Origin of the sequence: Rickettsia peacockii str. Rustic (genome assembly GCF_000021525.1) — a bacterium.
GTDB classification, from domain to species: Bacteria; Pseudomonadota; Alphaproteobacteria; order Rickettsiales; family Rickettsiaceae; genus Rickettsia; species Rickettsia rickettsii.
Map to the genome: position 1 here is coordinate 641166 of NC_012730.1, position 14280 is coordinate 655445.

The window sequence follows — 14280 nt, forward strand, 5'->3', positions numbered from 1 at the left end:
AATATGCACGTAAATATGAACAAGCATTATATTTTAGAGGAAGCTTTAAAATTAAACCTACCTAAAAAGATAGTACCGATTCCGCATAAAATTACTTTGCCTAAAATAAATTTAGCAACAGCAATAGATACATCAAAATATAACGATCTACAAAATAAGGTGCTTAGCAAATTTCAAGATATTATTGATACACATAATGAAACAAATGAAGAAGAGCTACTTGCCTATGAGCAGGAAATATTTTTAGAACTTGTAAAAGATCCAAAAACTATAGAGAAGCTGAAAGTAATTGTGGGATAAACTCCTACTATGTCATTCCTGCGAAAGCAGGAATCCAGAAAGTAGTCTTAATATTGACAAAATAAACCTAAAAAAACAAGTTTTTTGTAGGTTTTACTGGATTCCCGCTTTCGCAGGAATGACATAGAGAGCATTTACCGGTCCACGCAACAATGCTTAACGGGAATGACATAAAAACCGTGCGGGTAATGCTACTCCACAATAATATTGCCTATAACACCACGGTAGTAAGTTTGAAGGTCGTACATAGCTTCACTGTAAATAGCAGGAGTAGAGAATATGCCCTTATTAACTGCTTTGATTTTATACTGATACGTCATTTTTTGATCAGAAATAGTACCGAAAATCATAACTCTATCATCACGATTATTTATATATATCGGTTTCCATATCATTCCTTCCTGCGTGCGTTCTAATATATTTATGTGGTTGTTATCCGGTAAAAGCTCGAAGCCTGCCGGTAATAAATCAAGTAGCACCATATTGCTCAAGGTTTTATTACTACCTGAACGCATGGTGATTTCCACCGTAATATTATCACCTAATTTTACTTTGCTAACCTCTTTATTATTTTCATCGAGATATTTTTTTGTTATTTCTATGCCTTTAACTATCTCTTTATGTTCTGTTAATTGCTTATCATAGCCTGAAGTTAAAAGCTGATAGAAAAAGCCGTTACTTGAGGATGTTAAGTCGATATTCTTATTTTCTACCGACAGCTCAGCAATCATCACTTTATTGCCTGTTAAAGTAACTTCTTTATCTGTAGAGGTTACTTTAATAGTAGCCTCATCTACATGATTTATTTTATCGGCATAGGCAAGACTTGCCATAATAGCCATAGCTTGCGGATAGGCTATTATAGTTATCTTTAGCAAAAAGAGCGGTATCCTGTACAATTTTTGGGTCAAAGTCTTTTAACCGTTCTGGAAAATGCATAGAAATTAAGTATAAATACTGACTATTATTAGAGGATTGTAATACTGATAGTCTGTTTTTGATATAGGTTTATTTAGAGTAAAATTGATCTGTTAGCCATATTCTCTAAAATAGTAAATACCTTGATTAAATGTATCACTTGGAACGGCTAAATATCTAGTTGCTCCCTCGCTTAAGAAATGCATAGCATAAACGGAAATAAATGGATCGGAATCGTCATTAAAATTGTTCCAATATCTAAATCCACCGTCATAATTTTGACGTTCTGATAAAGTTTGGAATATTTTTGATAATGATTCATCCATTTTTTTACGATCAGTTTTAAGAATCTGAACTAGCTCTTGTTCATTATATAATAAAATATTGGCAAAATTTTGGCTTATTAATTGTTCAGTGCAACCATAAGGATAATTATCTAGGAAATCTTTAAAGCCAGAAATAATAGCTAGCGGTGATTTAGAAGCGGAAATTTGTAGTTTAGCAAATTCAGGATATACATCCCGTAAGATTTTTAAATTAGCCTTGTTGTCTGTAATAAAGCCTGTATTAACTGTTGTAACGCTCGGACTAGCAGGGCGAACGCTCGTAGTACTAGTTAATTCGGAGCTATGTACTACTGCCATAGATATTATATCCGGCTTTAGGTGATTTATAGAAGCCACAACCTTTAAATCTGCCGAACCGAGTTGATCAGTCGCTTTTAATTTAACATTAATAGTAGCTTCCTTATTTTCGTCTATCGGGATCTCTTTAGGATAATCTAATATTTTAAGTCCTTCACTTGTTTCAATATTTAGAAAAACCTGAGCATTTCCTGAATCTTTTAGGTTATTTAGGTTATTAAATATTGTTACCGGTACTGTAAATTCATCATTTGGAGCTACAAATAAAGGTAAATTTGGATTGATAATAAGATCAGATTGGACTAATAAATCAGCTTTGGAAGTTCCTATAGAGTTCAAGGCTTGAGGCTACCCCTATAACTCTTAAAGTGCCGTTAAAATAGCTTGGTATATCAAATGTGACTTCTCTCTCATCAAGATCTGCTTCTAAAATTCCTGACCAAAATGCTACGGGAGGTTGGCTTTTTCTTTTAAACGGATTAAGGTTTCGAGCGACATTTATACAACCGTCTCCGGCAGGAGCCGCCATATAAGCTTTCATTAATAAAGGACGCTCAGGTAATATTAAATCCATGATTTGTGATGTTCGGACTTCCAAGGCTTTATCGTTAATAAAGTAATTAAGCGGGTCGGGAGTCTGATGACCAGCAAATGATAATATCCCTGCATCAACAGCAAATATTATTATTTTACCGGGATTTGTAGTACGGTAACGAATTGCTAGCTTTTCTCCCGATTTGATTTTTGCAGGAAGTGTTAATCCAATATCTTGTTTATGTTTATAAATGCCCGCAGTAAACGGTACTACTGCATAGCTAAACGGTGATATAAAGATTTCCGTAGCTTCTATGTCTCTTATAAATTGTACATTTACATATCCTTTACCCTCAAAGCCGTCAGGAATTTTTATTTCTTGAATGCTATTATTTGCATCAGCTTTAAACCATTCAAAATTATGTACTTTATCGGTCTCGATAGTAATTAACCCATAACCTGTATAAGGAGTTATAATATTTAAAAGAATAGTATCGCCGGCTTTATAATCATCTTTATCAAGTTTAACTTTTAAATTTGCTTTGTCTGTTAAATTAGCCGTAACATTTCCTGCACCTATTACCGAAAATTCAGCTTGGGCAAAGATTGTATCTTCTTTATCGGTTAAGTAAATAACGTAATCGCCTGCTTCTTTAGTAGGCACTTTATAAATATAACTTTCGTTTGCCGTGATATTAATTTTGTCAGAAGATATATTAGTCTCAATAGGTACTGAACTGTAAGAATAATTACCGTTACTATCTGCCACTAAGTTATTTACATAATTAATCTTTTTTAAGTTAAGAGTTAAATTAGGTGCAGCTACTTTTTCTGCTTTATTTGATATGGCTATGAATTCTATTGCCGCGCTTGTTTTTGTCTTAATATATTTTAGATCGCTATCGCTTCTAAATCCTATAATATAAGGCAGAGGTGACACTATAAGCGATTTGCTTGCGTTTACGCTTCTTCCTGAATCAGGCTCAAATCCTTCTGCTGAAAATGTTAGATTAAAAGTAGCGTTATAATATTTCTCAAGGTTAAGGTCAAAGTTTGCCGTACCTTTAGAGTCGGTAGTAATATCTCCTAAACGTTCGTAAAAAAACTCTTTATTTCCTTTGCTACTATAAAATTTATATTCTTTAAATCTAGGTACGAAAAACTCGGTAGGCCTAATATCAATAAAGCCGCTGACTTTTCTATTTTCTGCAGGAGTGCCGTAAAGATTTATGAGATTAACGGTTGCTTTAAGATCTTTTGGATTCGTCCATAGCTCATCTTGTGAGTTATTGAAGTTTATGTTTATTTTCATGCGGTCAGGCTGAAAATCACCAACCCTGACAGACACGCTATTAAGATAGTTATTGCTGCCTTTATCTCCTACTAAATATAAGCTTATATTGTATAAGCCGAAGGCATCATCAAGCGTTGAGAATAAATATTCGCCGAATCCTTCTGCATCTAGAACTATTTTACTTTTATCTATTACTTTTCCTCTAGGGTTAGTTACTTGTATTTCTAAAGGTAAGCCGTCAAATTTTCCTTGCCAGTCGGTTTGTTTGAACATAATGCCTATGTGACCTTGCTCGCTTGGTCTATAGATGCCACGATCGGAAAATAAATAAGCTTTTAACCCTTGATCAGAACTAACGGCTCCTGCTACATCAAACCGAGAATAATTAACTTGTCTATCAATTCTACTATACGGCATAAATGAAAAATCATCCTTAGTAGTTAATATATAAGCCACTGGAGTTTTTTCTTTTGAAAAATCATTTATATTTGATAAAACGGCATGTCCTTTACTATCGGTTTTGCTGCTTACTAACACCTCACCGTTAAGTCCTATAATATCTGCTTTTACGCCTCCAGCCGGTTTACCGTTACTGATATAAGAAACAAAGATATGATGCGTCCCGGTTTTATCGGTTTTTACTATACAACCAAGATCGGTAACTAAAATTAATCTTTTATCTTGAGATATAATGTTATTATTGTCTTTAGCATAAACTTTTGCTAGCAATAATCCCTTGGAATAGCTGCCTGCTTCTTCTACATTAAAATATTTACTGAAATCTAAATCGGTATAATGAGGTAAATTATAATGAGGTAAATTTAAATTTTGAGAGTTCACTATTACTTCCTCTTGAAATACCTCGGAAATATTATACTCATTAAAGGTATATTCATTTATAAAAGTCGGGTTTTGGAAAATATTATATGTACGATTTGAAAATAATCTGAGCCGAGTGTTAAATTATCCGATGTTTTAACACCTTGATTTACTTTAACAAGCAAAGCTCTTGAGGCAAACGTATCTACTTTAAAACTATGCATAGTAGTAATGCTTGGGACGGAAGATAAAAGCTCAAAATTTATTTTTTCACTCGATTTAAGAATATCATCGGTTATTTCTTTCGGATTTTGCTATTTATAGTTTTTTTTGCCTGCAACTCCTAAGAAAGCCGGCTTATCCTGCGGTAATAAAAATAACTCTAAATGTTTTTTTATTTCCTCACCCGGTGTATTTGTGGTAATTATAATTATCTGTTCCGGTTTTAGTTTATCATCTTTAACAATTGTAGCAGTACTATTAGTGATTTTTAAATATGAGGATAGACTTGGAATTAATACATTTTCTTTATAAGAATATCTTATGTTATTTGGCGTCTTATTATTTTGATCTTTTACATTTTTATATGTGAAAACTTCTCCGCCATGTAGAGGTTTAACACCGTCTTTTTAATTACGGAAATTGTATCTTCTTTATCTGTAAGCGGTGGTATATTAGTAATAATCGTAGCTTCCGTATTATTGGTATTGAATGTGATAGAAAACGGTAATTTTTCTTTAGTTGAAGATTTTATAAACTCTATTCTTTCCTCTAGAGTTTTAGGATCGATAGGATAGTTAAAAGCTATTTTAGTTTGAACAAATTTTTTGGAAATATCGATATTATCCTGTAGATAATTCATTTCTTTAATAATAGGGAGTAGTGGTAAAGTCGTGAAACTTATATTATTACTTTTTAAACCGACAAAATTAGGGAATATATAATCTTCGATAGTAATCTTATAAGTTTGATGAGCTACAAAATTGCTTTCTGGAGTAAAATTTATGTTATACCACCAGCCAAATCGCCATTCTCCTTTAATATCAGGTGAAATAGATATGTAATCATTTATTTTTTTTCCGTTAAGCCCTAGCTCTCTTTGTGGCTTTGTACACCATTCCTTAATTCTCGAGTCGCAAAGGTCAATATTTAACGCATTTTGTCCTGCTAACAGATTTTCGTTAGTTAATTTAAAATATAAAGGTATTTTTTCGTTAAAGCTTGCAGCAATTAGTTGTAAATTTATTAAACATACGAAAATAGTAAATACAAATTTGCGGAAAATATTTTTCATATCTATAGCTTATTATTTATGATAACTTCAATTATATATAAATAAAATTAAGTAAAGTAATGAATAAGGATATTTTTGTCAATATTCAGCAAAAATTTTTTTGTTATTTGGACAAGAAGAGTGTTATGAGATTATCATAATACTCGGATTTACTATATTAGGAGGCAACTATTTGCACAAGCTATTTGTGTATTACTTTTCACTACAATTTTAAATATATTGTTAAAATATACATTTGAAATACCTTTGAATCCTGCTCTAAATATTAAAGGTTTTGCTTTCCCTAGCGGTCATATGCGCAGCGGCGTAGTATTTTACGGTTGGTTTTTTGCAAATATTATATATTCCTTATTAAGAATAATAATAGTAGTGACTTTAACCGGTATGGGATTTTCGCTGATTTATAAGGGCTATCATTATCCGGTTGATATTATTGCATCTATAACAATTGGAATAATGGTTATTGCTGTTATATATAGTGTAACCAAAGAAGAGATTATTCAAAAATACCCTTATATGTTTGGAGCGTTTTTATGGCTATTAACCGTCCCGATGGTAGCTTATCTTAAAATTATTGACGTGCATTGTCTTGCTTGGGTATGGACGGTATTTTGGGGATTACTCGATTTTACTATTTCTGGGGGGCTGTTTTATAAATATTTTGATTTTCCTCAATCAAAATTAAATCGTTTTATTAATTTAGCTATCATTGTCGCTTCAGTAGCTTTGATTGCATATATTAATTATCTATTCAAACAATATTTGGGATATAAGTTTTATTTAACTTGGTTCTTAATAGGTTTTAGTTTTCCACTATCGGTGAGGTTATGCCATATTCATATAAGATCAACGCATTAGTATATGAAGTGAGTTAAGTTGCACTTCGTTTCCTTATTTATCGTATAAAAAGAAGCAATAGGTTTATTATCTGTTGGTACATTTCTTGAATATTTTGACCTTATGCTTTATGTACATATGGTAGTAGTATTCAATGAATTGTTTTTTCCAAAGGCTGATCCAAAAGTAGTTTTTATTTATTCTGCATCTGCTTTTTGTTCAATATATTTATTAAGACCTTTTGGAGCTTTTTAATTATTACTACCACCTTTTTCAATGTCTATATCTTGTTTAGAATAGATGATGTGAAGAAAGATGAGTCTCCCAAAAGACAAAAAATTGACCTCAGTCGAAATGATTTATTGTTGCAGAAAATTAAGAATAATGATCCTGAAATTGTTCGTGTAGAACTACCTTATGAAGAAGATAGTAGTTTTTTGTCAATTGTAATTAAAACTTTAGAGAAAAATACTGTAGTAAAAGAAATTGATTTATATGGCAGCAACCTTAGTAACGATGATATAAAAAATCTAAGTAAAATTGTAAAGTTAAATCAAATATCACATTTAAACCTGAATTCTACTTCTTTAGATAGTGAAAAAATAAAAATTCTTATTGATGCTTTAGCAGATAATACCTCTCTTGAATATTTATCTTTAAATTCTATTGCGCTGAAAATAGAAGATTTAAGAATATTAATAGATGCTATTAAAAACCACCCTAATTTAAGTTCATTAGCATTAGGTAGTAGTGAAGTAGGAAATAAAGGAGCAGCAATTATTAGTGAGTTGTTTCATTCAAAACTACCGTTAAAATCCTTAGATATAGGACAAATGAATATTACTGCCGAAGGGATAGACGTTATCGCAAATAATATTAGCAGTGCAAAATTAATGTCGTTAAATTTAGGATATAATAACCTTAGAAACGAGGGAGTCATAAAATTACTGAATGCTTTAATGGCTAATCAATATATTAAAGAATTAATATTAAATGAAACAAGAACCTCTGAACAAAGTGCAGAAGTAATTGAAGGTTTTTAACCTCATATCTATTGATACTTTAGATTTAAAACAAATAACTTAGGAGATGAAAATATATAGCATCTGCTTTAAAATTAAATCCATGGTTAAAAACTCTAAATCTTAATAACAATAATTTAACCCATAATAATATAAAAGAACTTACTACTGCATTAACCGAAAATAAAGCGTTAGAAACTTTACTCATAAGCAATAATATTGAAATAGGAGATCTAGGTTTTGAAGCAATAGCGAACATGCTACAAAAAAACAATTCTCTAAAAATTAGCGCTTATGAACATTAAATTAGGAGATCTAAGAGATAATAACATAACCAATTTGGGTGCGGAAAGCTTAAAAAGCATTCCAGGTAACATGACGATTTTAGTAGATGGTAATGATATTGATAATTCAATATTTGAGAAAAGCGTTGAGGCTTTAGGAGAAAATAATTAAAATTATAAAATAATATTTATATGGCAAATCTAACAAATGCACAGAAAGAAAGGTTAACAGTAGAGTGTGTTAAATATGTAGATAGCCAGACAGTAGAGGAATCATAAGAGATAAAAAATCGAGAGAGGCTTTATTAAAAAGTATTATATTAAACGAATCTATATCTGCCTTAAAAATCCTTACTGAACACTATAAGAAAATACACAAAAATAATAGTGAAGCCCTGGATGAAAGTTTTGAAAAATTAGCAGTTCTAGCGGTTTTAGCAAGTAAAACAGAAAAGATTATTCCAAAACAACTTGTTCCTTATAATGGTATTTCATGTTGGATTTGCTGACGAGAATCCTACCCACGGGCTTATTCAATGACAACGACAACTCAAATCTGCAGAATTTTGCATATGCTTTCCGTACTCGACTTAACTCAAAGATTATAAAAGAAAATGATACTCCTTTACAAAATAGACGCTTTGATGCCTTAGGTAGGTTAATTCAATATAATAGCCAATGTAGTGCCGTATGTTTTGACGGCAAACAAATTTTAGTAGCGTTCAACGAATTACATAATTCTAGTGTGAACACAAATAAAGTTGAACAAATTGAGACACATACCACAAAAGTTTTTAAGTATTTACAAGATTATGCTACTTACAAAGCTTTACCTACAGAAGAGCAAAAAAATTTTCTACAACAACAAAATCTATCTACTCAACGAAAAGCGCTACTTCTAGATGTTGCACAATATTATTATAAAAATAATAGTGACCATAAGGATATATTACCACGTATTTTGCAAGAGCTAGAAAAATATCCGAATAATAATCAAGAGGTTCAACAAAAAGTCTGTAATGTAACCAGTGTAAGTCCAAAAGTAGTGAAGGCAGTAGCTAGAGCTAGAAGAGATTTGATGAAATGAGAAGATGCATTAAACCCTGATACTATTGATGCAAGTAAAAAATTTGTCCATTCAATTATTGAAGCTATAAAACAACCATATAAAATTGTATTAGATGGTCCACTTAGCGATAAAGCTCATGCTGAAATGAGAATAATACAGTATATAAAAGCACCACTTCCAGATCGTGATAATCAATTAAGTGCAGAAATATAATACATAGGATTGTCTAAATTTTGTTGTATTAGTTGTGATTTAATTATAAATAAAGAAACGAAAAATGTAGATTTGCATTTTACTGATAAGAGTAAACAAAAACACTTAATACCGCTTAATATTACTACTAGCGGAGGAAATGGAGTATGATATGAATGGGATTTAATAGATGCTATAAGAAAAAATCCTGACTGGTTAGAGGATTTGCTAGGTAAAACAGCATATGAAAAATATAACGCTTTATCAGAACAGGAGAAGAAAATAGCAATTAACGGTATAGTAAGATATATAGGCAAAGGGGAATGAAAGATTAAGGACACCCCGCTTAAAATAAACCCGGAGAAAGAACATAGCAAAGATAAAGAACATGAACCTTTGAAAAAACAGAGACAAAGGAGATGAAAAATGAACTTAAATCAAAAAATAATAAAGCCAAAAATAGGGTTACTAGAACTAGCTAAGAGTCTTGGTAGCATATCATCAGCATGTAAAGCGATGGGCTATAGTAGAGATAGTTATTACAGATTTAAAGCACTGTATGAAACTGGTGGCGAAGAGGCATTATATGAAATTAGTCGAAGAAAGCCAATAATAGCGAATAGAGTTGATCCAGCGATAGAGAAAGCAGTAATGGATATGGCAATAGAATATCCAGCATATGGTCAGCTAAGAGTATCAAATGAGCTTAAGAAGAGCGGTATACTTGTATCGCCTGGAGGAGTGCGATCAATTTGGTTACGTAATGATTTAAACAATATCAGTAAAAGGCTTAAAGCATTAGAAGCAAAGATGGCTCAGGATGGTATTGTTCTTACTGAATCTCAATTACAAGTGCTAGAGGAGCGTCGTAATGAAAGAGAAGCTCATGGAGAAACTGAGACGCAGCATCCAGGTTATCTAGGATGTCAGGATACGTATTATGTAGGTAATTTCAAAGGTATAGGTAAGGTTTATTCTCAGGTATTTATTGATAGCTATACTAGGGTAGCTGATGCTAAACTATATACTGATAAAACAGCTTTAACTGCTGCTGATATGCTTAATGACCGCGTGTTACCATGGTACGAGACCCAAGGGATACCAATACTTCGTATTCTTACAGATCGTGGGTCAGAATATAAGGGGAATATAGAGCATCATGCTTTTGAGTTGTTTCTAAGTATCGAAGGTATAGAGCATACTACAACTAAGGCATATTCTCCCCAAACAAATGGTATGTGTGAGCGTTTTAATAAAACCATGAAACAAGAATTCTTTGATACAGCTATGCGGAAAAAGATTTATACAGATCTTGATGATTTACAATTAGATCTTGATATTTGGTTAGAGCATTTCAATAATGAGCGACCACATTCAGGAAAATATTGTTATGGAAAAACTCCTATGCAAACTTTTAAGGATAGTAAAAAATTAGCTGTTGAAAAGAATAATGAAATCTTGTATCTTGAATACGTCTCTGACAGTCAAAATGTAACTGACCATCAGGTGCAAAATTTATAGTGTCTGTAAGATCAAATCTTGACTTCTACAATTAATTTCATCCTGCGACTTGATCGCAGGATCTAGTCTTTTTTAAATTTTTTTCTCGATACTCTGGTCAAGCCACGGTATGACAGCGAAAAGTACTGGATTTCCGCTTTTAGCTAGAAATGACATACTATAGGCCAAATTGCGGTATGACATAATAACATACAACAACTATAAATTCTTATTCTTTTTCTGCATTTTTTCTAGTAGACGGTGAGAGATAATGCTTAGCTCTTTTAGAGCTTTATCCTCTACATAGCTTGGGGCGTTCATTAGTAAATCTTCAGCCTGCTGGTTTAAAGGAAACGCAATTATTTCCCTTATATTTGTTGCTTCCGCAAGCAGCATAACGATTCGGTCAATACCGGGGGCTATTCCACCATGTGGTGGAGCTCCAAACTTAAATGCTCTAATCATCCCTCCAAATCTCTTATCAACTTCCTCTTCACTATAACCTGCTATGGAAAATGCTTTATACATAATTTCCGGCTTATGGTTTCTAATAGCACCGCTGGACAGTTCAATACCGTTACAAACAATATCATATTGGTATGCGGTAAGTTCTAATAACTCTTCAGTGGTTTTAGCTTGTTCTAAAGCATCTATTCCGCCCTGCGGCATAGAAAACGGATTATGGCTAAAATCAATTTTTCCTGTTTCTTCATTTAACTCATAGAATGGAAAATCGGTAATCCAGCAGAATTTAAAACAATCTTTTTCAAGTAAATCAAGCTCTTCACCAAGTCTTATTCTAACCTTACCGGCAAGTTTAGCAGCTTTCTCTTTCTTATCGCTAGCGAAAAATACAGCATCACCGTTACTAACACTAGCTGTAGCTTTTAGACTCTCTAATTGCTGCGGGCTTAAGAATTTTACTACCGGTCCCTTTGCTTCACCGGTTTCACTAAACTGAATATAGCCAAGTCCACCTGCTCCTTCTGATATCGCAAACTCTATCATTTTATCGAAGAAACTATGAGGCAATGCAGCTGCCTTAGGTGCAGGAATTGCACGAACTATGCTACCTTTTTTAATATTCTCTCTAAAGATTGTAAAATCGGAATCTCTAAATATCTCAGTTACATCGGCAATTATAATAGGGTTACGCAAATCAGGCTTATCAGAGCCGTATTTTAGCATAGATTCATTATATGGAATACACACGAAAGGAGTCTCTGATACTTTCTTATCCGTGAATTTAGTGAATAAATCATACATCACAGGCTCAATAGTACTAAATACGTCTTCCTGTGTAACAAACGACATTTCTACATCTAGCTGATAAAACTCGCCGGGTGATCTATCGGCTCTTGCATCTTCATCCCGAAAACAAGGAGCAATTTGGAAATAACGATCAAAGCCTGATACCATCAATAACTGCTTGAATTGCTGAGGTGCTTGCGGTAATGCATAGAACTTACCCGGATGCATTCTACTAGGTACTAAAAAATCCCTAGCCCCCTCAGGTGAGCTTGCTGTTAAAATCGGAGTTTGAAATTCGGTAAAACCGCTTGCCGTCATCAAATGACGAATATGAGAAATAATTTGTGAACGGAGTATTATATTATTATGTAATTTCTCACGTCTAAGATCTAAAAAGCGATGTTTAAGCCTAGACTCTTCGGGAGCGTCTTTTTCAGTATTAATAACAAAAGGTAGAGTGTCCGCAGCTGACTCAACACTAAATTCCACAGCTAGCACTTCAACATGACCTGTCGGAAGCGTATTATTAATCGTGTCCTCTGACCTTGCTACAACTGTACCCCTTACCGTAATTACCGACTCATAACGCAAACGACTTGCATCCTCCATAAGCTGAGGGTTTTGATCGGTAAACACGATTTGAGTTATACCGTAATGATCACGTAAATCTATAAAAACTAGATTCCCGTGATCTCTTCTTCTATGTACCCAACCGGATAGCTTAACTTCTGTTTCTACATCGGATATTTGTAATTCGTTACAATTATGAGTTCTGTATTTATGCATTTTTATTTTTTTATTATACGATTTCCCCATTATATACATAAAATCACAAATTTTCGCAAATAAAAACTAAAAATTTATCTTGCCAAAGTTTTATCTTGATATTGCAGCAGCTTTTGGCTTTGATGGGCGTTGCTGATAATTTTGTTGTTGAGGTTTTACTTGATTTAACTCACCTTTAATCCATTCATATATTGCTTTCTTAGGATTTTTAATTATCTCTGCAACATTTTCGACTAGATTTATTATTCCTTTAACTAACGATAATACATCTTTTGCTATTTCACCTATAGAATTATTACCTGCTTGTAGTTTTTCTTGGTCTTGCTTAGACAAATTACTACGTATCCTATTCATTCTTGATTTAAGCTCATCTTGTTCTAGCTCTTCTTGTGTAAAATGTGACTTAAGTTTTCTATCAACAATTTTTTGTTCTTCCGGAGTTAAATTTTTATATTGATCAACAAGCTTATTAACTTTTGCTTGTTCTTCCGGTAGTTTTGAAATATTTTCAGCAATATTTGGCATTTGTTTCTCTTCTCTTATAAAGTTAAAACATATTAATTTACATTATATATATATTTTTATACAAGCAAAACTTTAATAGAAATTAACCTTTGAACGCAGCCTTAATACCTAGAAAGTCTAAAAAATTTCGTAATTCTTGACGTGCAAGCACGTGTGAGCTATTAAATGCTCTATCATATTTTGCAGTTTTTAGATCAAGTAATGTTAGACCTTGTAAAAATAACTCCCTATATATTACACGTTCACTAAATCCTTCTGCGAGTTTAAAGTTAATTCTTTTAGCAAGTTTAGCTAATACATTTCCTACGCGTCTTTTATTTAATGCATCAAGATTACTTAAACGATTACGAAGTATTACCCAATCTATACTAATTCTATCACGACTAGCACGTTCCATTTTCTGTTCCCAAATCATTTGACTATATATTGATGGGCTAATAATTTCATCCTTGCTATCGACTTTTGCTATTACGTCTAAATCTAGAAAGCTATCATTAATCGGTGTAATAATTGTATCGGCGTAAGAATGAACAACCCTTGATAAAGGAGTATGACTGCCTGGGGTATCAATCACTATATAATCGACATCCTGATTATTTTTGAGTATCGGCTCAAAACTCTTTGCTGGCTCTTCTACTTTGCTTTCCGATATATGAAAATGTTTCGGTACTAATACAGGTTTATCAGGATTGTGTTTATTATATAAATCTCGATTTTTTAAATAATTCGTTAACGAACTTTGACGTGAATCGGTATCTATACTTACTACCGAATAATTTTGATAAAGCAGAGCGATTATTAGATGCATAGAACAGGTAGTTTTACCTGCTCCGCCTTTCTCATTACCTATAACAAATATATAAGGTTTATTTATTGTGTTCATAATTATATTCAGAATAAACGCATAGTAAATAGACGAAGTTTAATGTCATTCTTAGCTTAGTATTACACATGTGGATAGTTTTTTCCGTCATTGCAAGAAAATGACGTAAGTAATTGACGAAGCAATCT

The 14280-nt window shown here is 32.5% G+C and carries 8 protein-coding genes and 3 pseudogenes; 7 read left to right on the forward strand and 4 right to left on the reverse strand.

The annotated features are described in order from the left end of the window. Nucleotides 1-15 precede the first annotated feature (15 nt). Nucleotides 16-300, forward strand: a complete 285-nt coding sequence (locus RPR_RS03905; RefSeq protein WP_014419861.1) for a hypothetical protein — start codon at nt 16-18, stop codon at nt 298-300. Between the two features lie 191 nt (nt 301-491). Here the strand turns inward: RPR_RS03905 and RPR_RS03910 are convergent. Further along, nucleotides 492-5803 (reverse strand): annotated as a pseudogene (locus tag RPR_RS03910) (alpha-2-macroglobulin family protein). A 219-nt stretch (nt 5804-6022) separates the two neighbouring features. Here RPR_RS03910 and RPR_RS03915 point away from each other — a divergent pair. The 6 genes and pseudogenes from RPR_RS03915 (at nt 6023) to RPR_RS03940 (ending at nt 10728) form a co-directional block, all read left to right on the forward strand. Next, entirely contained in the window at nt 6023-6661 is a 639-nt protein-coding gene (locus RPR_RS03915) for a phosphatase PAP2 family protein (RefSeq protein ID WP_012736715.1), read from the forward strand. Between the two features lie 284 nt (nt 6662-6945). Beyond that, entirely contained in the window at nt 6946-7683 is a 738-nt protein-coding gene (locus RPR_RS03920) for a hypothetical protein (RefSeq protein WP_012736716.1), read from the forward strand. A 273-nt stretch (nt 7684-7956) separates the two neighbouring features. Further along, complete coding sequence (locus RPR_RS08570) at nt 7957-8118, forward strand: hypothetical protein (protein ID WP_187145777.1); 162 nt, start codon at nt 7957-7959, stop codon at nt 8116-8118. Nucleotides 8119-8691: 573 nt separating this feature from the next. Next, the gene (locus tag RPR_RS09070) at nt 8692-9033 is read left to right on the forward strand and encodes a hypothetical protein (RefSeq protein WP_228368795.1); all 342 of its coding nucleotides are present in this window, start codon (nt 8692-8694) and stop codon (nt 9031-9033) included. Nucleotides 9034-9237: 204 nt separating this feature from the next. Next, nucleotides 9238-9630, forward strand: a pseudogene (locus tag RPR_RS03935) (hypothetical protein). Nucleotides 9631-9633: 3 nt separating this feature from the next. Then, nucleotides 9634-10728 (forward strand): IS481-like element ISRpe1 family transposase, encoded by a 1095-nt coding sequence (locus RPR_RS03940; RefSeq protein ID WP_012736717.1) that lies wholly within the window; start codon nt 9634-9636, stop codon nt 10726-10728. A gap of 208 nt (nt 10729-10936) precedes the next feature. On the opposite strand, the pseudogene aspS reads toward RPR_RS03940, so the two are convergent. The 3 genes and pseudogenes from aspS to RPR_RS03955 form a co-directional block, all read right to left on the reverse strand. Next, nucleotides 10937-12744 (reverse strand): annotated as a pseudogene (gene aspS / locus RPR_RS03945) (aspartate--tRNA ligase). Between the two features lie 90 nt (nt 12745-12834). Continuing rightward, the gene (locus tag RPR_RS03950; protein WP_012736719.1) at nt 12835-13269 is read right to left on the reverse strand and encodes a hypothetical protein; all 435 of its coding nucleotides are present in this window, start codon (nt 13267-13269) and stop codon (nt 12835-12837) included. Between the two features lie 82 nt (nt 13270-13351). After that, nucleotides 13352-14152 carry a division plane positioning ATPase MipZ gene (locus RPR_RS03955; protein WP_012736720.1) on the reverse strand — a complete coding sequence of 267 codons (801 nt, stop codon included), beginning with the start codon at nt 14150-14152 and terminating at the stop codon, nt 13352-13354. Nucleotides 14153-14280: the final 128 nt, after the last annotated feature.

Excerpts from the sequence above, each read along its gene's own strand:
- RPR_RS08570 (WP_187145777.1), top strand. The coding sequence starts at position 7,957 with ATGAACATTAAATTAGGAGATCTAAGAGATAATAACATAACCAATTTG.
- RPR_RS03940 (WP_012736717.1), top strand. The coding sequence starts at position 9,634 with ATGAACTTAAATCAAAAAATAATAAAGCCAAAAATAGGGTTACTAGAA.
- RPR_RS03950 (WP_012736719.1), bottom strand. The coding sequence starts at position 13,269 with ATGCCAAATATTGCTGAAAATATTTCAAAACTACCGGAAGAACAAGCA.
- RPR_RS03905 (WP_014419861.1), top strand. The coding sequence starts at position 16 with ATGAACAAGCATTATATTTTAGAGGAAGCTTTAAAATTAAACCTACCT.
- RPR_RS03955 (WP_012736720.1), bottom strand. The coding sequence starts at position 14,152 with ATGAACACAATAAATAAACCTTATATATTTGTTATAGGTAATGAGAAA.